Origin of the sequence: Klebsiella sp. R445, assembly GCF_051131755.1 — a bacterium.
GTDB lineage: Bacteria > Pseudomonadota > Gammaproteobacteria > Enterobacterales > Enterobacteriaceae > Klebsiella > Klebsiella lignicola.
In genome coordinates, this window is record NZ_CP180446.1 from 3,634,527 (window position 1) to 3,654,032 (window position 19,506).

Here is a 19,506-nt window from a genome sequence, read left to right on the forward strand (position 1 = left end):
GGCCGCCAAAAGACATTCGGGAGGGGAATGATGTCTCAGACAGCGAAGGTTTTGCTGCTGTATGCCCACCCAGAATCCCAGGATTCCGTGGCCAACCGGGTTTTGCTTGAACCGGCTTTACAGTTGCCTAATGTCACCGTGCACGATCTTTATGCGCACTACCCCGATTTTTTTATCGATATTGCCCATGAGCAGGAACTCCTGCGTCAACATGAGGTGATTGTGTTCCAGCATCCGTTATACACCTGGAGCTGCCCGGCCTTACTGAAAGAGTGGCTGGACAGGGTTCTGAGCCGCGGCTTTGCCAGCGGTGCCGGAGGAAATCAGCTCGCGGGAAAGTACTGGCGCAGCGTGATCACCACCGGTGAGCCAGAAAGTGCCTACCGACGTGATGCAAACCGCTATCCGATGAACGATATTCTGCGGCCCTTTGAGCTGACGGCCGGTATGTGTCGCATGCACTGGATGAGTCCGATTATTGTCTACTGGGCTCGCCGGCAATCGCCCGACGATCTGAAAAGTCATGCCCGCGCCTACCGTGACTGGCTGGCCAATCCCATTACGGCAGGAGGAATTTATGGCGGGAGCTGATCTGCTGTTAGCCGGCGTCTTATTTCTGTTTGCTGCCGTGGTTGCGGTACCGCTGGCCGCCAGGCTCGGTATCGGTGCGGTCTTAGGCTATCTGCTGGCCGGCATTGCGATTGGCCCGTGGGGGCTGGGATTCATCAGTGATGTCGATGAGATCCTCCATTTCTCCGAGCTGGGCGTGGTGTTCCTGATGTTTATCATCGGGCTGGAACTGAATCCGTCTAAGCTGTGGCGATTGCGCAGTTCGATCTTTGGCGTGGGGGCGGCGCAGGTACTGCTCAGCGCGGGTATTCTCGGCGGCCTGCTGGTGCTGACCGGTTTCTCCTGGCAGGCGGCGGTGGTCGGCGGTATTGGGCTGGCGATGTCGTCCACGGCGATGGCGCTGCAGTTGATGCGCGAAAAGGGAATGAGCCGGAGTGAGTCCGGACAGCTGGGGTTTTCCGTCCTGTTGTTTCAGGATCTGGCGGTGATCCCGGCGCTGGCCCTGGTACCGCTGCTGGCGGGTCCCGGCAATGACCATTTTGACTGGGTCACGATCGGGATGAAGGTACTGGCTTTCGGCGGCATGCTGATTGGCGGCCGCTTTTTGCTGAGGCCGGTTTTCCGCTTTATCGCCGGCTCCGGCGTGCGCGAAGTATTCACTGCCGCAACGTTGTTGCTGGTGCTGGGGTCGGCTCTGTTTATGGACGCCCTTGGCCTGTCGATGGCGCTCGGTACCTTTATTGCCGGCGTGCTGCTGGCCGAGAGCGAATATCGCCACGAGCTGGAGATCGCTATCGAGCCGTTTAAGGGACTTCTGCTCGGTCTGTTTTTTATCTCCGTGGGGATGGCGCTGAATCTTGGCGTGCTGTACACCCATTTGCTGTGGGTAGCGGCAAGCGTCGCGGTGCTGGTGGCGGTAAAAAGCCTGGTGCTGTATATCCTGGCAAGAGTGTATGGCCTGCGCAGCTCGGAACGAATGCAGTTTGCCGGGGTGCTGAGCCAGGGGGGAGAGTTTGCTTTTGTACTATTCTCGCTGCCGGCTTCGCTCCGGCTGTTTGAAAACGATCAGATGGCGCTGCTGCTGGTGACGGTTACATTGTCCATGATGACCACGCCGCTCCTGATGACCCTGATAGATAGCGTGCTCTCCCGGCGTTTTAATCAGTCGGAAGAAGAAGATGAGGCGCCGTGGGTTGAGGATGATAAACCGCAGGTCATTATCGTCGGCTTTGGCCGTTTCGGGCAGGTGATCGGCCGCTTACTGATGGCCAACAAAATGCGTATTACCGTGCTGGAGCGCGATATCAGCGCGGTTAATCTGATGCGGAAATATGGGTACAAGGTCTATTTTGGTGATGCAACCCAGCTGGAGTTGCTGCGCTCGGCAGGGGCCGAAGCGGCACAGTCGATCGTGATCACCTGCAATGAGCCGGAAGATACCATGAAGCTGGTGGAGATGTGCCAGCAGCACTTCCCGCATCTCAATATCCTGGCGCGGGCGCGGGGCCGCGTTGAGGCCCATGAATTGCTGCAGGCCGGCGTGGCGCAGTTTTCGCGTGAGACCTTTTCCAGCGCCCTGGAACTGGGGCGCAAAGCGCTGATTACCGTCGGCATGCACCCGCACCAGGCACAACGTGCGCAACTGCACTTTCGTCGTCTGGATATGCGAATGCTGCGAGAGTTAATGCCGGTAAATACTGATACGCTGCAGATATCACGCGTGCGGGAAGCGCGCCGGGAGCTGGAGGAGATCTTCCAGCGCGAGATGCAGAAAGAGAGCAGACAGCTTGATGGCTGGGATGAGTTTGAATAAAGGGTCAAAAAAAGATGGCGGTACGTAAACGTTTTATTGCTGGCGCAAAATGTCCGACGTGCCAGGCTCAGGATTCACTGGCGATGTGGCGTGAAAATAATGTCGATATTGTTGAGTGTGTTAAGTGTGGACACCAGATGCGTGAGGCGGATAAAGAGGCAAAAGAGCATGTCCGCAAAGATGAACAGGTGATTGGCATTTTTCATCCGGACTAGCGTTATCGCTCGCCTTTTTTTAAGCTAGAGGGTACACGGGTGCAGAATTCCGTTACAATCTGCGCCACTATTCTTCCCATGCTCAGGAGCAATCATGAAAGTAGCAAAAGACCTGGTGGTCAGCCTGGCCTATCAGGTACGTACAGAAGACGGTGTGTTGGTTGATGAGTCTCCGGTGAGCGCGCCGCTGGACTACCTGCATGGTCACGGTTCCCTGATCTCCGGCCTGGAAAATGCGCTGGATGGTCATGAAGTGGGCGACAAATTTGACGTAGAAGTCGGCGCGAACGACGCGTACGGCCAGTACGACGAAAACCTGGTTCAGCGTGTTCCTAAAGACGTCTTCATGGGCGTTGATGAACTGCAGGTTGGCATGCGTTTCCTGGCTGAAACCGACCAGGGTCCGGTACCGGTTGAAATCACTGAAGTTGATGACGAGCACGTTGTGGTTGATGGTAACCACATGCTGGCGGGTCAGAACCTGAAGTTCAACGTTGAAGTGGTTGCGATTCGCGAAGCGACGGCGGAAGAGCTGGAACACGGTCACGTACACGGTGCTCATGGCCACGATCATGACCACGATCATGATGGTTGCTGCGGCGGTCACGGCCACGATCATGGCCACGACCACGGTCATGAACATGGCAAAGGTGGTTGCGGTAACGGTGGTTGCGGCTGCCACTAATACCGAACGTCTTTCAAGCGCAGGCGCGCTGGTTTCGCTGTTAACTCCGGTACGTCGGGTGTTCTCAGGTTACCGCAATATCGCGATATAGCGGCTTGAAATTCTTAAGGTATTCAATCCGGTAGCATAGCTGCTACCGGATAGAGAAAGCGGGGAAACCCGCTTTTTTTACGTCTCAATAATGTGGAGGAGGCGTTTCTTCGGCCTGTGACGCGATGTGCGATGACTGGGTGGCTTTCAGTTTTTCGACCATCAGACGCATATGCTCGCGCATTTTCGCCATCTCGATCTCATGGGCGGTAACGGTCTTGTTGAGATCTTCAAGGGTGATTTCCTGAAATGCCAGCCGGCTTTCTAACTCCGCCAGGCGAGTCTCCAGTGTATTATCGTGCATGAGTTACCCCTTTTGTCGGATTTCGCGGGCGGATTCTACTGAATTTTCATCAGTTGTGCAGCAACCTGGCGTAAGGCAGGAAACTAATTTATACAAAAATAGTCTGAAAACGGGTGATATTCAGGAACGACTGTATGTAGATTTATCCTGCAACGTTCTATAGTACCTCTTTTGCATTTTACGATAACCCTGGGGTGAGATGCCCCGGCCCTGGAGAAATGGATGAAATCACTGTTTAAAGTAACGCTGCTGGCGACCACAATGGCTGTCGCCCTGAATGCACCGCTGACCTTTGCGGCTGATACTGCTGCGAAGGCGGCACCTGCGACGGAAAGCAAAGCGGCATTTAAAAATGACGATCAAAAATCTGCTTATGCGCTGGGTGCATCGCTGGGACGTTACATGGAAAACTCCCTGAAAGAACAAGAAAAACTGGGCATCAAGCTGGATAAAGATCAGCTGATCGCCGGTGTTCAGGACGCGTTTGCCAACAAGAGTAAACTGTCCGATCAAGAGATCGAGCAGACACTGCAGACTTTCGAAACTCGCGTAAAAACTGCTGCACAGCAGAAAATGGAAAAAGACGCGACTGAAAACGACGCGAAAGGCAAAGCCTATCGTGACACCTTCGCCAAAGAGAAGGGTGTAAAAACCTCTAAATCTGGCCTGCTGTACAAAGTTGAGAAAGAAGGTACCGGTGACGCACCGAAAGACAGCGACACCGTTGTCGTGAACTACAAAGGTACGCTGATCGACGGTAAAGAGTTCGATAACTCTTACACCCGTGGTGAGCCGCTCTCCTTCCGTCTGGACGGCGTGATCCCGGGCTGGACTGAAGGCCTGAAAAATATCAAGAAAGGCGGTAAAATCCAGCTGGTCATCCCACCGGATCTGGCTTACGGCAAAACAGGCGTACCGGGTATTCCGGCCAACTCCACCCTGGTATTTGACGTAGAGCTGCTGGATATCAAACCAGCACCGAAAGCCGATGCCAAGCCTGAAGCAGCGGCTGACGAAGCGGCAGCAGCACCGGCTGCAGACGCCAAGAAGTAATCTGGTTTAAGCCGCCGCCCTCAAAGGCGGCGGCTTTTTTATTTGGGGCGGATATAATTAAAACTGGAAAGTGCCTCAAGCGCTGTATTACTTTAGATAGCTTAATAATGATGATGAGCCTGCCCTGACGAGCTACACTTCATCCTTCAAGCTGCATCTACGTTGGCCGCACCCGCTAATATCGGTGACCATCGGAGTCAGCTCCGGGAATCATAAGAGACGTCGTGCCTCTTACTGAGCCAGCTTCTGGCTGGTCAAATTCGTTGCTGATGAATTTGTCCTGGACTTGTGCCGCAACGCACCTTGAATGATTTGGTGTAAAAAATGACAGGCTCCTGAAAAGGAGTGCTTTTTTTCATGTCCAGGTCGCTTTTAACCAACGAAACCAGTGAGCTTGACCTGCTGGATCAACGTCCTTTCGACCAGACCGACTTCGATATCCTCAAATCCTATGAAGCGGTGGTGGACGGGTTAGCGATGCTCATTGGTTCCCATTGTGAGATCGTGCTGCATTCCCTACAGGATTTGAAATGCTCCGCTATCCGCATCGCCAACGGTGAACATACCGGTCGCCAAATCGGCTCGCCTATTACCGACCTCGCGCTGCGGATGCTGCACGATATGACGGGTGCCGACAGCAGCGTTTCCAAATGTTACTTTACGCGGGCCAAAAGCGGCGTCCTGATGAAGTCGGTCACCATTGCTATCCGCAACCGCGAGCATCGGGTCATTGGTCTGCTGTGCATCAACATGAACCTCGATGTTCCGTTCTCCCAAATCATGAGCACCTTTATTCCGCCGGAAACGCCGGAGGTGAACTCGCAGGTGAACTTTGCATCGTCTGTTGATGACCTGGTCGCTCAAACGCTTGAGTTCACGATTGAGGAAGTCAATGCGGACCGCAATGTGTCCAACAATGCCAAAAACCGCCAGATTGTCCTGAACCTCTACGAGAAAGGGATCTTTGATATCAAAGATGCCATTAACCAGGTCGCCGATCGGCTCAATATTTCCAAACATACGGTCTACCTCTACATTCGCCAGTTTAAGAGCGGCGATTTCCAGGGGCTGGATAAGTAATGCGTTTTGCCATTACGGTGACAGGCCCGGCCTACGGTACACAACAGGCCAGCAGTGCCTGGCAGTTTGCTCAGGCGGTTCTGCAAGAGGGCCATGAACTGGCCTCTATTTTTTTCTATCGTGAAGGTGTCTATAACGCTAATCAGCTGACGGCGCCTGCCAGCGATGAGTTTGACCTGGTGCGCGCGTGGCAACGCCTGCATGACGAACATGCGGTTGCATTACACATTTGTGTCGCGGCTGCACTGCGCCGTGGCGTAACCGATGAGCGGGAAGCTCAGCAGCTGGGCTTGCCGGGCCATAATCTGCAGCCAGGATTTACGTTGAGCGGCCTGGGTGCGCTGGCCGAAGCGTCTTTAACCTGCGATCGGATGGTGCAGTTCTGATGAAACGCGTGGCCTTTGTTTTTTCTTCCGCGCCGCACGGCACGGCTTCCGGCAGGGAAGGTCTGGATGCACTGCTGGCGACCTCTGCACTAACCGATGAGCTGGGTGTTTTCTTTGTTGGCGACGGTGTTTTTCAGCTGTTGCCGGGGCAAACCCCGTCAGCGGTGCTTGCCCGCGACTATATCGCCACCTTTAAGCTGCTGTCATTGTATGACATTGACGCCTGCTGGATATGCGCGGCTTCCGCCCGTGACCGTGGTCTTGATGCAACTACACCGTGGATTGTCGATGCTGAATGTCTGGAACCCGAGGCGCTACGCACCCGGCTCGATGATTTTAACGTGATTCTGCGGTTTTGAGGTTCCGATGCTCCACACCTTAAGCGTTTCTCCCTGGCATGCTGATATCACCACCATGCTCCGTCTGATGAACTCGGGGGATGACCTGCTGCTGTTATCGGATGGCGTCACTGCCGCCATCGCCGGTAGCCGCTTCCTTGAAATGTTGCAGTCTGCCCCCATAACCATTCATGTTCTGCAAGATGACATCGATGCCCGCGGGTTGGCTGGTCAAATTTCAGACAGCGTCGTCAGGGTTGGCTATACTGATTTCGTCAGAATGTCGATCAAACATCCTGGGCAATTGGCCTGGTAATGACGGGATTGTTGTATATTTCTTGACACCTTTTCGGCACCGCCCTAAAATTCTGCGTCCTCATATTATATGAGGCGATTTATTACGTGTTTACGAAGCAAAAGCTAAAACCAGGAGCTATTTAATGGCAACAATTAACCAGCTGGTACGCAAACCACGCGCACGCAAAGTTGCAAAGAGCAACGTGCCTGCACTGGAAGCCTGCCCGCAGAAACGTGGCGTATGTACTCGTGTATATACCACCACTCCTAAAAAACCGAACTCCGCACTGCGTAAAGTTTGCCGTGTTCGTCTGACTAACGGTTTCGAAGTCACCTCCTACATCGGTGGTGAAGGTCACAACCTGCAGGAACACTCCGTGATCCTGATCCGTGGCGGTCGTGTTAAAGACCTTCCGGGTGTTCGTTACCACACCGTTCGTGGTGCGCTTGACTGCTCCGGCGTTAAAGACCGTAAGCAAGCTCGCTCCAAGTATGGCGTGAAGCGTCCTAAGGCTTAATGGTTCTCCGTTAAGTAAGGCCAAACGTTTTATATTAATGTCAAACTAAACTCTTTGAGTTTTGGACAATCCTGAATTAACAACGGAGTATTTCCATGCCACGTCGTCGCGTCATTGGTCAGCGTAAAATCCTTCCAGATCCTAAGTTCGGATCAGAACTGCTGGCAAAATTTGTCAACATCCTGATGGTAGATGGTAAAAAATCTACTGCAGAAGCAATCGTATACAGCGCGCTGGAGACCCTGGCTCAGCGTTCTGGTAAAAATGAACTGGAAGCTTTCGAAGTCGCTCTGGACAACGTCCGTCCGACCGTCGAAGTTAAGTCCCGCCGCGTAGGTGGTTCTACTTATCAGGTTCCAGTTGAAGTCCGTCCGGTTCGTCGTAATGCCCTGGCAATGCGTTGGATCGTAGAAGCTGCTCGTAAACGTGGTGATAAATCCATGGCTCTGCGTCTGGCGAACGAACTTTCTGACGCTGCAGACAACAAAGGTACTGCAGTTAAGAAACGTGAAGACGTTCACCGTATGGCAGAAGCCAACAAGGCGTTCGCACACTACCGTTGGTAATCCCTTCGGAGTCATAGTCACCAGGCGGGCGCTTCAGGTAAGTCGCCCGTACTGGATAACTTAACTGAACGCCTAAAGAAACAAACGAGGAATCAAATGGCTCGTACAACACCCATCGCACGCTACCGTAACATCGGTATCAGTGCGCACATCGACGCCGGTAAAACCACTACTACCGAACGTATTCTGTTCTACACCGGTGTAAACCACAAAATCGGTGAAGTTCATGACGGCGCAGCAACCATGGACTGGATGGAGCAGGAGCAGGAGCGTGGTATTACTATCACCTCCGCAGCGACTACTGCATTCTGGTCTGGTATGGCTAAGCAGTATGAACCGCATCGCGTTAACATCATCGACACCCCGGGGCACGTTGACTTCACCATCGAAGTAGAACGTTCCATGCGTGTGCTTGATGGTGCAGTAATGGTTTACTGCGCAGTTGGTGGTGTTCAGCCACAGTCTGAAACCGTATGGCGTCAGGCAAACAAATATAAAGTTCCGCGTATTGCGTTCGTTAACAAAATGGACCGCATGGGCGCGAACTTCCTGAAAGTTGTTGGTCAGATCAAATCCCGTCTGGGCGCGAACCCGGTTCCGCTGCAGCTGGCAATTGGTGCTGAAGAAGGTTTCACCGGTGTTGTTGACCTGGTGAAAATGAAAGCCATCAACTGGAACGAAGAAGACGCAGGTGTAACCTTCACTTACGAAGATATCCCGGCTGACATGCAGGATCTGGCTGAAGAATGGCACCAGAACCTGATCGAGTCCGCTGCAGAAGCTTCTGAAGACCTGATGGAGAAATACCTGGGTGGTGAAGAACTGACTGAAGAAGAGATCAAAACTGCTCTGCGTCAGCGTGTTCTGAACAACGAAATCATCCTGGTAACCTGTGGTTCTGCGTTCAAGAACAAAGGTGTTCAGGCGATGCTGGATGCGGTAATTGATTACCTGCCATCCCCGGTTGATGTACCTGCGATCAACGGTATTCTGGACGACGGTAAAGACACTCCGGCTGAGCGTCACGCTAGCGATGACGAGCCGTTTGCTGCTCTGGCATTCAAAATTGCTACCGACCCGTTCGTGGGTAACCTGACCTTCTTCCGTGTGTACTCCGGTGTGGTTAACTCTGGTGATACCATCCTGAACTCCGTGAAATCTGCACGTGAGCGTTTCGGTCGTATCGTACAGATGCACGCTAACAAACGTGAAGAGATCAAAGAAGTTCGCGCGGGCGATATCGCCGCTGCTATCGGTCTGAAAGACGTAACTACTGGTGACACCCTGTGTAACCCGGATGCGCCGATCATTCTGGAGCGTATGGAATTCCCAGAGCCGGTAATCTCCATCGCTGTTGAACCGAAAACCAAAGCTGACCAGGAAAAAATGGGTCTGGCTCTGGGTCGTCTGGCTAAAGAAGACCCGTCATTCCGCGTATGGACTGACGAAGAATCTAACCAGACCATTATCGCCGGTATGGGTGAACTGCACCTCGACATCATCGTTGACCGTATGAAGCGTGAATTCAACGTTGAAGCGAACGTCGGTAAACCTCAGGTTGCTTACCGCGAAGCGATTCGCTCTAAAGTTACCGATATCGAAGGTAAACACGCCAAACAGTCTGGTGGTCGCGGTCAGTATGGTCACGTTGTGATCGACATGTACCCACTGGAGCCGGGCTCAAATCCGAAAGGATACGAGTTCGTCAACGACATCAAAGGTGGTGTAATTCCTGGCGAATACATCCCGGCCGTTGATAAAGGCATCCAGGAACAGCTGAAAGCTGGTCCGCTGGCGGGTTACCCGGTAGTTGATCTCGGTGTGCGTCTGCACTTCGGTTCTTACCATGACGTTGACTCCTCTGAGCTGGCGTTTAAACTGGCCGCTTCTATTGCCTTTAAAGATGGCTTTAAGAAAGCGAAACCAGTTCTGCTTGAGCCGATCATGAAGGTTGAAGTAGAGACTCCGGAAGAGAACACTGGTGACGTCATCGGTGACCTTAGCCGTCGTCGTGGTATGCTGCGTGGTCAAGAATCCAACGTTACTGGCGTTGTGATTCACGCTGAAGTTCCGCTGTCTGAAATGTTCGGATATGCAACTCAGCTGCGTTCTCTGACCAAAGGTCGTGCTTCTTACTCCATGGAGTTCCTGAAGTATGATGACGCGCCGAACAACGTTGCTCAGGCCGTAATTGAAGCCCGTGGTAAATAAGCCGTAGGGTTAAAACCAAAATCCCGTGTTCTCTCCTGATGGGGAGAGCACTATAGTAAGGAATATAGCCGTGTCTAAAGAAAAATTTGAACGTACAAAACCGCACGTCAACGTCGGTACTATCGGCCACGTTGACCATGGTAAAACTACTCTGACCGCTGCAATCACTACCGTTCTGGCTAAAACCTACGGTGGTTCTGCTCGTGCATTCGACCAGATCGATAACGCACCAGAAGAAAAAGCTCGTGGTATCACCATCAACACTTCCCACGTTGAATATGACACCCCGACTCGCCACTACGCACACGTAGACTGCCCGGGCCACGCCGACTATGTTAAAAACATGATCACCGGTGCTGCTCAGATGGATGGCGCGATCCTGGTTGTTGCTGCGACTGACGGCCCGATGCCGCAGACTCGTGAGCACATCCTGCTGGGTCGTCAGGTAGGCGTTCCTTACATCATCGTGTTCCTGAACAAATGCGACATGGTTGATGACGAAGAGCTGCTGGAACTGGTTGAGATGGAAGTGCGTGAGCTGCTGTCTCAGTACGACTTCCCGGGCGACGACACTCCGATCATCCGTGGTTCTGCTCTGAAAGCGCTGGAAGGTGAAGCAGAGTGGGAAGCTAAGATCGTTGAGCTGGCTGGCTACCTGGATTCTTACATCCCGGAACCAGAGCGTGCGATTGACAAGCCGTTCCTGCTGCCGATCGAAGACGTATTCTCCATCTCCGGCCGTGGTACTGTTGTTACCGGTCGTGTAGAGCGCGGTATCGTTAAAGTTGGCGAAGAAGTTGAAATCGTTGGTATCAAAGAGACTGCTAAGTCTACCTGTACTGGCGTTGAAATGTTCCGCAAACTGCTGGACGAAGGCCGTGCTGGTGAGAACGTTGGTGTTCTGCTGCGTGGTATCAAACGTGAAGAAATCGAACGTGGTCAGGTACTGGCTAAGCCGGGTTCCATCAAGCCGCACACCAAATTCGAATCTGAAGTGTACATCCTGTCCAAAGATGAAGGCGGCCGTCATACTCCGTTCTTCAAAGGCTACCGTCCGCAGTTCTACTTCCGTACAACTGACGTGACTGGTACCATCGAACTGCCGGAAGGCGTAGAGATGGTAATGCCGGGCGACAACATCAAAATGGTTGTTACCCTGATTCACCCGATCGCGATGGACGATGGTCTGCGTTTCGCAATCCGTGAAGGCGGCCGTACTGTTGGTGCGGGCGTTGTAGCTAAAGTTCTGGGCTAATTTATTAGTTCTGAATTAAAAAGGGCGCTTAGGCGCCCTTTTTGCTGCCTGCCATTTACGACGACAGCAATGTTGTCGCTTGATTAAAACGTGCTTCACTGCCGGTATTTAACCAATAGTCTATTGTAATTATAACTATTCTCATTTACACTTTTGATCATAAATTGAACGGGAGTCGGTATGTACGTTTGTTTGTGTAATGGTGTAAACGATAAAAAAATTCGTCAGGCCGTACGTCAATTTCATCCTCAATCTTTTCAGCAACTGCGCAAATTCATTCCTGTGGGAAATCAATGCGGTAAGTGTGTCCGTGCCGCCCGCGAGATTATGGAAGATGAATTAACCCGCATGCCTGAGTTCCAGGAGATCGCTTAAGCGCTCCGGGTTTTCTTTGACATCTATATAGCCCGAACTACGCTTCAATAAGTGGAAGCGGAGGGACTATATAATGAAAGGTGATGTCAAAATCATAAGTTATCTCAATAAATTATTGGGAAATGAGCTTGTCGCAATAAATCAGTACTTTCTTCATGCCAGGATGTTCAAAAACTGGGGCCTGATGCGCCTCAATGATGTTGAATATCATGAGTCCATAGATGAAATGAAACACGCCGATAAATACATCGAGCGAATTTTGTTTCTTGAAGGCATTCCCAATCTGCAGGATCTCGGAAGGCTGGGCATCGGTGAAGATGTCGAGGAGATGTTGCAATCTGATTTAAGACTGGAACTGGAAGGCGCAAAAGATCTGCGTGAAGCGATCGCTTATGCCGATAGCGTTCACGACTATGTCACTCGCGACATGCTGATCGAAATTCTTACTGATGAGGAAGGCCATATCGACTGGCTGGAAACAGAGTTGGATCTGATCGGCAAAATCGGCCTGCAAAATTATCTTCAGTCACAGATCAAAGTAGCTGACTAACTCGCGTTTACCATCCACACCAAAAACCCGCTGCAGCCAAAAAAGGGCCAAACGGCAGCGGGTTGTTTAATGACCCCATCGTTTTACCCGACAGCATCAAAATCAGCCATCCGCCACAGGCCAGAAGTGAGGCCATAAAGATTAACTGTGGTAATAGTTGCCAGCCATGCCATGCGCCGAGCGCGGCCAGAAATTTCACATCCCCATAGCCTAATCCTTCATAGCCGCGAATCCCGCGGTAAAACCAGTAGATCAACGCGAAGGCGAGATAACCGGCGATGGCACCTGCAACGGCATGTTCCAGTTTCAGTGGGGCATAACAAAGATAATAGAGAAGACCACTCCAGAGCAGGGGACAGGTCAGGCGGTCAGGAAGTAACCCGTCCCGTAGATCGTACCAGCACAGGGCGAGCGTAAAACTGCTATAGACAAGTAAGAAGGGGAGTGTCATCGATTCATTGCCATGGCTGCGGAGTGTATACGCAGAGTCTGGAAGAAAGGGGGCCCCGTGGCAAAAGGCAGAGCTGACAAGCGCGAGCGGCTTTCCGAGGTTTTGACCCTATTTCATAGTGTTTCAGTGCCTGGCCAGGCTGGCACGTAAAAATGATTGCTGATTTTGTATGCAGCACTTGCGTAAGGCCGGAATTTGCGTATAATGCGCGGGCCTGTCAAAATTGGCAGGCTGGTTCGATATGAACCCTGATAGAGCAGTTAGCTATCAAACAATGTTCCCAATCGGGGAACTATGTAAGAACGGTTACACTCTCCCATCAATCGTAATGGGTATGAGGAGTAATCATTTCGTCTATAAATAATTGGAGCTCTGGTCTCATGCAGAACCAAAGAATCCGTATCCGTCTTAAAGCGTTTGATCATCGTCTGATCGATCAATCAACCGCGGAAATCGTCGAGACTGCCAAGCGCACTGGTGCGCAGGTTCGTGGTCCGATCCCGCTGCCGACCCGCAAAGAGCGCTTTACCGTTCTGATCTCTCCGCACGTCAACAAAGATGCGCGTGATCAGTACGAAATTCGCACTCACAAGCGTCTGGTTGACATCGTTGAGCCAACTGAGAAAACCGTTGATGCTCTGATGCGTCTGGATCTGGCTGCCGGTGTAGACGTGCAGATCAGCCTGGGTTAATCAGGTCATCGAGCGATTGAGAGGTTGAAACAATGATTGGTTTAGTCGGTAAAAAAGTGGGCATGACCCGCATCTTCACTGAAGATGGCGTATCTATCCCAGTAACCGTAATCGAAGTTGAAGCAAACCGTGTTGCACAGGTCAAAGACCTGGCTAACGATGGTTACCGCGCAATTCAGGTTACCACCGGTGCTAAAAAAGCTAACCGTGTAACCAAGCCGGAAGCTGGTCACTTCGCTAAAGCTGGCGTAGAAGCTGGCCGTGGTCTGTGGGAATTCCGTCTTGCTGACGGCGAAGAATTCACCGTAGGTCAGAGCATTAGCGTAGAACTGTTTGCTGACGTTAAAAAAGTTGACGTAACCGGTACCTCTAAAGGTAAAGGTTTCGCCGGTACCGTTAAGCGCTGGAACTTCCGTACCCAGGACGCTACTCACGGTAACTCCTTGTCTCACCGCGTTCCGGGTTCTATCGGTCAGAACCAGACTCCGGGCAAAGTGTTCAAAGGCAAGAAAATGGCAGGTCAGCTGGGCAACGAACGTGTCACTGTTCAGAGCCTGGACGTAGTACGTGTTGACGCTGAGCGCAACCTGCTGCTGGTTAAAGGTGCTGTCCCGGGTGCAACCGGTAGCGACCTGATCGTTAAACCAGCTGTGAAGGCGTGAGGAGATAGCAATGGAATTAGTATTGAAAGACGCGCAGAGCGCGCTGACTGTTTCCGAAACTACCTTCGGTCGTGATTTCAACGAAGCGCTGGTACACCAGGTTGTTGTTGCTTATGCAGCTGGTGCTCGTCAGGGTACTCGTGCTCAGAAGACTCGTGCTGAAGTAACTGGTTCAGGCAAAAAGCCGTGGCGCCAGAAAGGTACCGGCCGTGCGCGTTCAGGTTCTATCAAGAGCCCGATCTGGCGTTCCGGTGGCGTAACCTTCGCTGCTCGCCCGCAGGACCACAGTCAAAAAGTTAACAAAAAGATGTACCGCGGCGCGCTGAAAAGCATTCTGTCCGAACTGGTACGTCAGGATCGTCTGATCGTTGTCGAGAAGTTCTCTGTTGAAGCGCCTAAAACTAAGCTGCTGGCACAGAAACTGAAAGACATGGCTCTGGAAGATGTGCTGATCATCACCGGTGAGCTGGACGAGAACCTGTTCCTTGCTGCGCGCAACCTGCACAAGGTTGACGTACGCGATGCAACTGGTATCGACCCGGTTAGCCTGATCGCCTTCGACAAAGTCGTAATGACTGCTGATGCTGTTAAGCAAGTTGAGGAGATGCTGGCATGATTCGTGAAGAACGTCTGCTGAAGGTGCTGCGTGCACCGCACGTTTCTGAAAAAGCGTCTGCTGCGATGGAAAAAACAAACACCATCGTTCTCAAAGTTGCTAAAGACGCGACTAAAGCAGAAATCAAAGCTGCTGTGCAGAAACTGTTTGAAGTCGAAGTCGAAGTCGTTAACACCCTGGTAGTTAAAGGGAAAGTTAAACGTCACGGACAGCGTATCGGTCGTCGTAGCGACTGGAAAAAAGCTTACGTCACCCTGAAGGAAGGCCAGAATCTGGACTTCGTTGGCGGCGCTGAGTAAGTCGGAGGAGTAATACAATGGCAGTTGTTAAATGTAAACCGACATCTCCGGGTCGTCGCCACGTTGTTAAAGTGGTTAACCCTGAGCTGCACAAGGGCAAACCTTTTGCTCCGTTGCTGGAAAAAAACAGCAAATCCGGTGGTCGTAACAACAATGGCCGTATCACCACCCGTCATATCGGTGGTGGCCACAAGCAGGCTTACCGTATTGTTGACTTCAAACGCAACAAAGATGGTATCCCGGCAGTTGTTGAGCGTCTTGAGTACGATCCGAACCGTTCCGCGAACATCGCGCTGGTTCTGTACAAAGATGGCGAGCGCCGTTACATCCTGGCCCCTAAAGGCCTGAAAGCTGGCGACCAGATTCAGTCTGGCGTTGATGCTGCAATCAAAGCAGGTAACACCCTGCCGATGCGCAATATCCCGGTTGGTTCTACCGTTCATAACGTAGAAATGAAACCAGGTAAAGGCGGTCAGCTGGCACGTTCCGCTGGTACTTACGTTCAGATCGTTGCTCGTGATGGTGCTTATGTCACCCTGCGTCTGCGTTCTGGTGAAATGCGTAAAGTCGAAGCAGACTGCCGCGCTACTCTGGGCGAAGTTGGCAATGCTGAGCATATGCTGCGCGTTCTGGGTAAAGCAGGTGCTGCACGCTGGCGTGGTGTTCGTCCTACCGTTCGCGGTACTGCGATGAACCCAGTCGACCACCCACATGGTGGTGGTGAAGGTCGTAACTTTGGTAAGCACCCGGTATCCCCGTGGGGCCTGCAGACCAAAGGTAAGAAGACCCGCAGCAACAAGCGTACTGATAAATTCATCGTACGTCGCCGTAGCAAATAATATTAGAGGATAAGCCATGCCACGTTCTCTCAAGAAAGGTCCTTTTATTGACCTGCACTTGCTGAAGAAGGTAGAGAAAGCGGTGGAAAGCGGAGACAAGAAGCCCCTGCGCACTTGGTCCCGTCGTTCAACGATCTTTCCTAACATGATCGGTTTGACCATCGCTGTCCATAATGGTCGTCAGCACGTTCCAGTTTTTGTTTCCGACGAAATGGTTGGTCACAAACTGGGTGAATTCGCACCGACTCGTACTTATCGCGGCCATGCTGCTGATAAAAAAGCGAAGAAGAAATAAGGTAGGAGGAAGAGATGGAAACTTTAGCTCAACATCGCCATGCTCGTTCTTCTGCTCAGAAGGTTCGCCTTGTAGCTGACCTGATTCGCGGTAAGAAAGTGTCGCAGGCCCTGGATATTCTGACCTACACCAACAAGAAAGCTGCTGTATTGGTCAAGAAGGTACTGGAATCTGCCATTGCTAACGCTGAACACAACGATGGCGCTGACATTGACGATCTGAAAGTTGCGAAAATTTTCGTAGACGAAGGCCCGAGCATGAAGCGCATTATGCCGCGTGCGAAAGGTCGTGCAGATCGCATCCTGAAGCGCACCAGCCACATCACTGTGGTTGTGTCCGATCGCTGAGACTCTGGAGACTAGCAATGGGTCAGAAAGTACATCCTAATGGTATTCGCCTGGGTATTGTCAAACCATGGAACTCTACCTGGTTCGCGAACACCAAAGAATTCGCTGACAACCTGGACAGCGATTTTAAAGTACGTCAGTTCCTGACTAAAGAACTGGCTAAAGCGTCCGTATCTCGTATCGTTATCGAGCGTCCAGCTAAGAGCATCCGTGTGACCATTCACACTGCTCGCCCGGGCATCGTTATCGGTAAGAAAGGCGAAGACGTAGAAAAACTGCGCAAGGTCGTAGCGGATATCGCTGGCGTTCCTGCACAGATCAATATCGCCGAAGTTCGTAAGCCAGAACTGGACGCTAAATTGGTTGCTGACAGCATCACTTCTCAGCTGGAACGTCGCGTTATGTTCCGTCGTGCTATGAAGCGTGCTGTACAGAACGCAATGCGTCTGGGCGCTAAAGGTATCAAAGTTGAAGTTAGCGGCCGTCTGGGCGGCGCGGAAATCGCACGTACCGAATGGTACCGCGAAGGTCGCGTACCGCTGCACACTCTGCGTGCTGACATCGACTACAACACCTCTGAAGCGCGTACCACTTACGGTATTATCGGCGTTAAGGTATGGATCTTCAAAGGCGAGATCCTGGGTGGTATGGCTGCTGTTGAACAACCGGAACCGGCTGCTCAACCTAAAAAGCAGCAGCGTAAAGGCCGTAAATAAGGAGCGTCGCTGATGTTACAACCAAAGCGTACAAAATTCCGTAAAGTGCACAAAGGCCGCAACCGTGGTCTGGCGCAGGGTACGGATGTTAGCTTCGGCACTTTCGGTCTGAAAGCTGTTGGCCGTGGTCGTCTGACTGCACGTCAGATCGAAGCAGCACGTCGTGCTATGACCCGTGCAGTTAAGCGTCAAGGTAAGATCTGGATCCGTGTATTCCCGGACAAACCGATCACCGAGAAGCCGCTGGAAGTTCGTATGGGTAAAGGTAAAGGTAACGTGGAGTATTGGGTTGCCTTGATTCAGCCGGGTAAAGTCCTGTATGAAATGGACGGTGTTCCGGAAGAGCTGGCCCGTGAAGCCTTCGGCCTGGCAGCAGCGAAACTGCCTATCAAAACCACCTTTGTAACTAAGACGGTGATGTAATGAAAGCAAAAGAGCTGCGTGAAAAAAGCGTTGAAGAGCTGAACGCTGAGCTGCTGAACCTGCTGCGTGAGCAGTTCAACCTGCGTATGCAGGCTGCAAGTGGCCAGCTGCAACAGACTCACCTGCTGAAGCAAGTGCGTCGTGATGTTGCGCGCGTTAAGACTTTACTGACTGAGAAGGCGGATGCGTAATGACCGATAAAATCCGTACTCTGCAAGGTCGTGTTGTTAGCAATAAAATGGAGAAGTCCATCGTTGTTGCTATCGAACGTTTTGTGAAACACCCGATCTACGGTAAATTCATCAAACGTACGACCAAACTGCACGTACATGACGAGAACAACGAATGCGGTATCGGTGACGTGGTCGAAATCCACGAATGCCGTCCGCTGTCCAAGACTAAGTCCTGGACGCTGGTTCGCGTTGTAGAGAAAGCAGTTCTGTAATAGAGCTGTGTTCTCAACGGATAAACGGCTCAGCGATGAGCCGTTTATTTTTTCTACCCATATCCGATTTCCGGTGTTATAATGCCGCGCCCTCGATATGGGGATATTTATTGGCCCGATTTTGGGTCTCAGTAGTAGTTGACATTAGCGGAGCACTAAAATGATCCAAGAACAGACTATGCTGAACGTCGCCGACAACTCCGGTGCACGTCGCGTAATGTGTATCAAGGTTCTGGGTGGCTCGCACCGTCGCTACGCAGGCGTAGGCGACATCATCAAGATCACCATCAAAGAAGCAATTCCGCGTGGTAAGGTCAAAAAAGGTGATGTGCTGAAGGCGGTAGTGGTGCGCACCAGGAAGGGTGTTCGTCGCCCGGACGGTTCTGTCATTCGCTTTGATGGTAATGCATGCGTTATTCTGAACAATAACAGCGAGCAGCCCATCGGTACGCGTATTTTTGGGCCGGTAACTCGTGAGCTTCGTACCGAGAAGTTCATGAAAATTATCTCTCTGGCACCAGAAGTACTCTAAGGAGCGAATCATGGCAGCGAAAATCCGTCGTGATGACGAAGTTATCGTGTTAACCGGTAAAGATAAAGGTAAACGCGGTAAAGTTAAGAATGTCTTGTCTTCCGGCAAGCTCATTGTTGAAGGTATCAACCTGGTTAAGAAACATCAGAAGCCGGTTCCGGCCCTGAACCAACCAGGTGGCATCGTTGAAAAAGAAGCTGCAATTCAGGTTTCTAACGTTGCACTCTTCAATGCGGCAACCGGCAAGGCTGACCGTGTAGGCTTTAGATTCGAAGACGGCAAAAAAGTCCGTTTCTTCAAATCTAACAGCGAAACTATCAAGTAATTTGGAGTAGTACGATGGCGAAACTGCATGATTACTACAAAGACGAAGTAGTTGGTAAACTCATGACTGAGTTTAACTACAATTCTGTCATGCAAGTCCCTCGGGTCGAGAAGATCACCCTGAACATGGGTGTTGGTGAAGCGATCGCTGACAAGAAACTGCTGGATAATGCAGCAGCAGATCTGACAGCAATCTCCGGTCAAAAACCGTTGATCACCAAAGCACGCAAATCAGTTGCAGGCTTCAAAATCCGTCAGGGCTATCCGATCGGCTGTAAAGTAACCCTGCGTGGCGAACGCATGTGGGAGTTCTTTGAGCGCCTGATCACTATTGCTGTACCGCGTATCCGTGACTTCCGTGGCCTGTCCGCTAAGTCATTCGATGGTCGTGGTAACTACAGCATGGGTGTCCGTGAGCAGATCATCTTCCCAGAAATCGACTACGATAAAGTCGACCGCGTTCGTGGTTTGGATATTACCATTACCACTACTGCGAAATCTGATGAAGAAGGCCGCGCTCTGCTGGCTGCCTTTGACTTCCCGTTCCGCAAGTAAGGTA

Annotated in this window: 31 protein-coding genes; 29 read left to right on the forward strand and 2 right to left on the reverse strand. The window is 51.7% G+C overall.

Going from position 1 to position 19,506, the window contains the following annotated elements:
• Positions 1-27: 27 nt before the first annotated feature.
• The 4 genes from kefG (at position 28) to slyD (ending at position 3,283) form a co-directional block, all read left to right on the forward strand.
• Positions 28-591: a glutathione-regulated potassium-efflux system ancillary protein KefG gene (kefG, locus tag ACMYSN_RS16905; RefSeq protein ID WP_123757362.1), complete on the forward strand. Its 564-nt coding sequence runs from the start codon at positions 28-30 to the stop codon at positions 589-591.
• A complete protein-coding gene (kefB, locus tag ACMYSN_RS16910; RefSeq protein WP_462495565.1) occupies positions 578-2,383 on the forward strand; it encodes a glutathione-regulated potassium-efflux system protein KefB in 1,806 nt (601 codons plus the stop codon). The genes kefG and kefB overlap by 14 nt, the downstream gene beginning before the upstream one ends.
• Positions 2,384-2,397: 14 nt before the next feature.
• Positions 2,398-2,598: a YheV family putative zinc ribbon protein gene (locus ACMYSN_RS16915; protein WP_123757364.1), complete on the forward strand. Its 201-nt coding sequence runs from the start codon at positions 2,398-2,400 to the stop codon at positions 2,596-2,598.
• A 94-nt stretch (positions 2,599-2,692) separates the two neighbouring features.
• Complete coding sequence (gene slyD / locus ACMYSN_RS16920) at positions 2,693-3,283, forward strand: FKBP-type peptidyl-prolyl cis-trans isomerase (protein ID WP_462495566.1); 591 nt, start codon at positions 2,693-2,695, stop codon at positions 3,281-3,283.
• Positions 3,284-3,458: 175 nt separating this feature from the next.
• Here slyD and ACMYSN_RS16925 read toward each other — a convergent pair whose 3' ends face one another.
• Positions 3,459-3,677, reverse strand: a complete 219-nt coding sequence (locus ACMYSN_RS16925; RefSeq protein WP_123757366.1) for a protein SlyX — start codon at positions 3,675-3,677, stop codon at positions 3,459-3,461.
• Between the two features lie 222 nt (positions 3,678-3,899).
• Between ACMYSN_RS16925 and fkpA the strand changes: the two genes are divergently transcribed.
• The 11 genes from fkpA to bfr all read left to right on the forward strand — a co-directional run bounded on the left by fkpA (position 3,900) and on the right by bfr (position 12,306).
• Positions 3,900-4,730 (forward strand): FKBP-type peptidyl-prolyl cis-trans isomerase, encoded by an 831-nt coding sequence (gene fkpA, locus ACMYSN_RS16930; protein ID WP_462495567.1) that lies wholly within the window; start codon positions 3,900-3,902, stop codon positions 4,728-4,730.
• 357 nt (positions 4,731-5,087) lie between these two features.
• A complete protein-coding gene (locus ACMYSN_RS16935) occupies positions 5,088-5,810 on the forward strand; it encodes a helix-turn-helix transcriptional regulator (protein ID WP_004868391.1) in 723 nt (240 codons plus the stop codon).
• Positions 5,810-6,196, forward strand: a complete 387-nt coding sequence (gene tusD, locus ACMYSN_RS16940) for a sulfurtransferase complex subunit TusD (RefSeq protein WP_462495568.1) — start codon at positions 5,810-5,812, stop codon at positions 6,194-6,196. The genes ACMYSN_RS16935 and tusD overlap by 1 nt, the downstream gene beginning before the upstream one ends.
• Complete coding sequence (gene tusC / locus ACMYSN_RS16945) at positions 6,196-6,555, forward strand: sulfur relay protein TusC/DsrF (RefSeq protein ID WP_462495569.1); 360 nt, start codon at positions 6,196-6,198, stop codon at positions 6,553-6,555. The genes tusD and tusC overlap by 1 nt, the downstream gene beginning before the upstream one ends.
• Before the next feature lie 7 nt (positions 6,556-6,562).
• Entirely contained in the window at positions 6,563-6,850 is a 288-nt protein-coding gene (tusB, locus tag ACMYSN_RS16950; protein ID WP_462495570.1) for a sulfurtransferase complex subunit TusB, read from the forward strand.
• 124 nt (positions 6,851-6,974) lie between these two features.
• A complete protein-coding gene (rpsL, locus tag ACMYSN_RS16955) occupies positions 6,975-7,349 on the forward strand; it encodes a 30S ribosomal protein S12 (protein WP_002920115.1) in 375 nt (124 codons plus the stop codon).
• 95 nt (positions 7,350-7,444) lie between these two features.
• Positions 7,445-7,915 carry a 30S ribosomal protein S7 gene (rpsG, locus tag ACMYSN_RS16960; RefSeq protein WP_004106370.1) on the forward strand — a complete coding sequence of 157 codons (471 nt, stop codon included), beginning with the start codon at positions 7,445-7,447 and terminating at the stop codon, positions 7,913-7,915.
• Positions 7,916-8,011: 96 nt separating this feature from the next.
• Positions 8,012-10,126: an elongation factor G gene (gene fusA, locus ACMYSN_RS16965; protein WP_462495571.1), complete on the forward strand. Its 2,115-nt coding sequence runs from the start codon at positions 8,012-8,014 to the stop codon at positions 10,124-10,126.
• Positions 10,127-10,196: 70 nt separating this feature from the next.
• Complete coding sequence (gene tuf / locus ACMYSN_RS16970; RefSeq protein WP_187042350.1) at positions 10,197-11,381, forward strand: elongation factor Tu; 1,185 nt, start codon at positions 10,197-10,199, stop codon at positions 11,379-11,381.
• 180 nt (positions 11,382-11,561) lie between these two features.
• Positions 11,562-11,756, forward strand: coding sequence for a bacterioferritin-associated ferredoxin (gene bfd, locus ACMYSN_RS16975; RefSeq protein WP_462495572.1), 195 nt, complete (start codon positions 11,562-11,564; stop codon positions 11,754-11,756).
• A 73-nt stretch (positions 11,757-11,829) separates the two neighbouring features.
• Positions 11,830-12,306, forward strand: a complete 477-nt coding sequence (gene bfr, locus ACMYSN_RS16980) for a bacterioferritin (protein WP_462495573.1) — start codon at positions 11,830-11,832, stop codon at positions 12,304-12,306.
• Positions 12,307-12,313: 7 nt separating this feature from the next.
• On the opposite strand, the gene ACMYSN_RS16985 is transcribed toward bfr, so the two are convergent.
• A complete protein-coding gene (locus ACMYSN_RS16985; protein WP_462495574.1) occupies positions 12,314-12,757 on the reverse strand; it encodes a prepilin peptidase in 444 nt (147 codons plus the stop codon).
• A 380-nt stretch (positions 12,758-13,137) separates the two neighbouring features.
• Between ACMYSN_RS16985 and rpsJ the strand changes: the two genes are divergently transcribed.
• The 14 genes from rpsJ (at position 13,138) to rplE (ending at position 19,502) form a co-directional block, all read left to right on the forward strand.
• Positions 13,138-13,449 carry a 30S ribosomal protein S10 gene (rpsJ, locus tag ACMYSN_RS16990; protein ID WP_001181005.1) on the forward strand — a complete coding sequence of 104 codons (312 nt, stop codon included), beginning with the start codon at positions 13,138-13,140 and terminating at the stop codon, positions 13,447-13,449.
• A gap of 32 nt (positions 13,450-13,481) precedes the next feature.
• On the forward strand, positions 13,482-14,111 hold the full coding sequence (gene rplC, locus ACMYSN_RS16995) for a 50S ribosomal protein L3 (protein ID WP_004868374.1): 630 nt from the start codon (positions 13,482-13,484) through the stop codon (positions 14,109-14,111).
• A 10-nt stretch (positions 14,112-14,121) separates the two neighbouring features.
• On the forward strand, positions 14,122-14,727 hold the full coding sequence (gene rplD, locus ACMYSN_RS17000; RefSeq protein ID WP_000424395.1) for a 50S ribosomal protein L4: 606 nt from the start codon (positions 14,122-14,124) through the stop codon (positions 14,725-14,727).
• Positions 14,724-15,026, forward strand: coding sequence for a 50S ribosomal protein L23 (rplW, locus tag ACMYSN_RS17005; RefSeq protein ID WP_004868363.1), 303 nt, complete (start codon positions 14,724-14,726; stop codon positions 15,024-15,026). The genes rplD and rplW overlap by 4 nt, the downstream gene beginning before the upstream one ends.
• 17 nt (positions 15,027-15,043) lie before the next feature.
• Positions 15,044-15,865, forward strand: a complete 822-nt coding sequence (gene rplB / locus ACMYSN_RS17010; RefSeq protein ID WP_002919786.1) for a 50S ribosomal protein L2 — start codon at positions 15,044-15,046, stop codon at positions 15,863-15,865.
• 16 nt (positions 15,866-15,881) lie between these two features.
• Positions 15,882-16,160 (forward strand): 30S ribosomal protein S19, encoded by a 279-nt coding sequence (gene rpsS, locus ACMYSN_RS17015; RefSeq protein WP_001138115.1) that lies wholly within the window; start codon positions 15,882-15,884, stop codon positions 16,158-16,160.
• Between the two features lie 14 nt (positions 16,161-16,174).
• Positions 16,175-16,507, forward strand: coding sequence for a 50S ribosomal protein L22 (gene rplV, locus ACMYSN_RS17020; RefSeq protein ID WP_002919773.1), 333 nt, complete (start codon positions 16,175-16,177; stop codon positions 16,505-16,507).
• 17 nt (positions 16,508-16,524) lie between these two features.
• Positions 16,525-17,223: a 30S ribosomal protein S3 gene (gene rpsC, locus ACMYSN_RS17025; protein WP_123753635.1), complete on the forward strand. Its 699-nt coding sequence runs from the start codon at positions 16,525-16,527 to the stop codon at positions 17,221-17,223.
• Positions 17,224-17,235: 12 nt separating this feature from the next.
• Positions 17,236-17,646, forward strand: a complete 411-nt coding sequence (gene rplP / locus ACMYSN_RS17030; RefSeq protein ID WP_002919759.1) for a 50S ribosomal protein L16 — start codon at positions 17,236-17,238, stop codon at positions 17,644-17,646.
• A complete protein-coding gene (gene rpmC / locus ACMYSN_RS17035; protein ID WP_123753634.1) occupies positions 17,646-17,837 on the forward strand; it encodes a 50S ribosomal protein L29 in 192 nt (63 codons plus the stop codon). Before rplP ends, rpmC begins: the two co-directional genes overlap by 1 nt.
• Entirely contained in the window at positions 17,837-18,091 is a 255-nt protein-coding gene (gene rpsQ / locus ACMYSN_RS17040; RefSeq protein ID WP_004868357.1) for a 30S ribosomal protein S17, read from the forward strand. The genes rpmC and rpsQ overlap by 1 nt, the downstream gene beginning before the upstream one ends.
• Positions 18,092-18,251: 160 nt before the next feature.
• Positions 18,252-18,623 (forward strand): 50S ribosomal protein L14, encoded by a 372-nt coding sequence (gene rplN / locus ACMYSN_RS17045; RefSeq protein ID WP_004160583.1) that lies wholly within the window; start codon positions 18,252-18,254, stop codon positions 18,621-18,623.
• Positions 18,624-18,633: 10 nt separating this feature from the next.
• Positions 18,634-18,948: a 50S ribosomal protein L24 gene (gene rplX / locus ACMYSN_RS17050; RefSeq protein ID WP_041142967.1), complete on the forward strand. Its 315-nt coding sequence runs from the start codon at positions 18,634-18,636 to the stop codon at positions 18,946-18,948.
• Between the two features lie 14 nt (positions 18,949-18,962).
• Entirely contained in the window at positions 18,963-19,502 is a 540-nt protein-coding gene (rplE, locus tag ACMYSN_RS17055) for a 50S ribosomal protein L5 (RefSeq protein ID WP_041142966.1), read from the forward strand.
• The last annotated feature ends 4 nt before the right edge of the window (positions 19,503-19,506 follow it).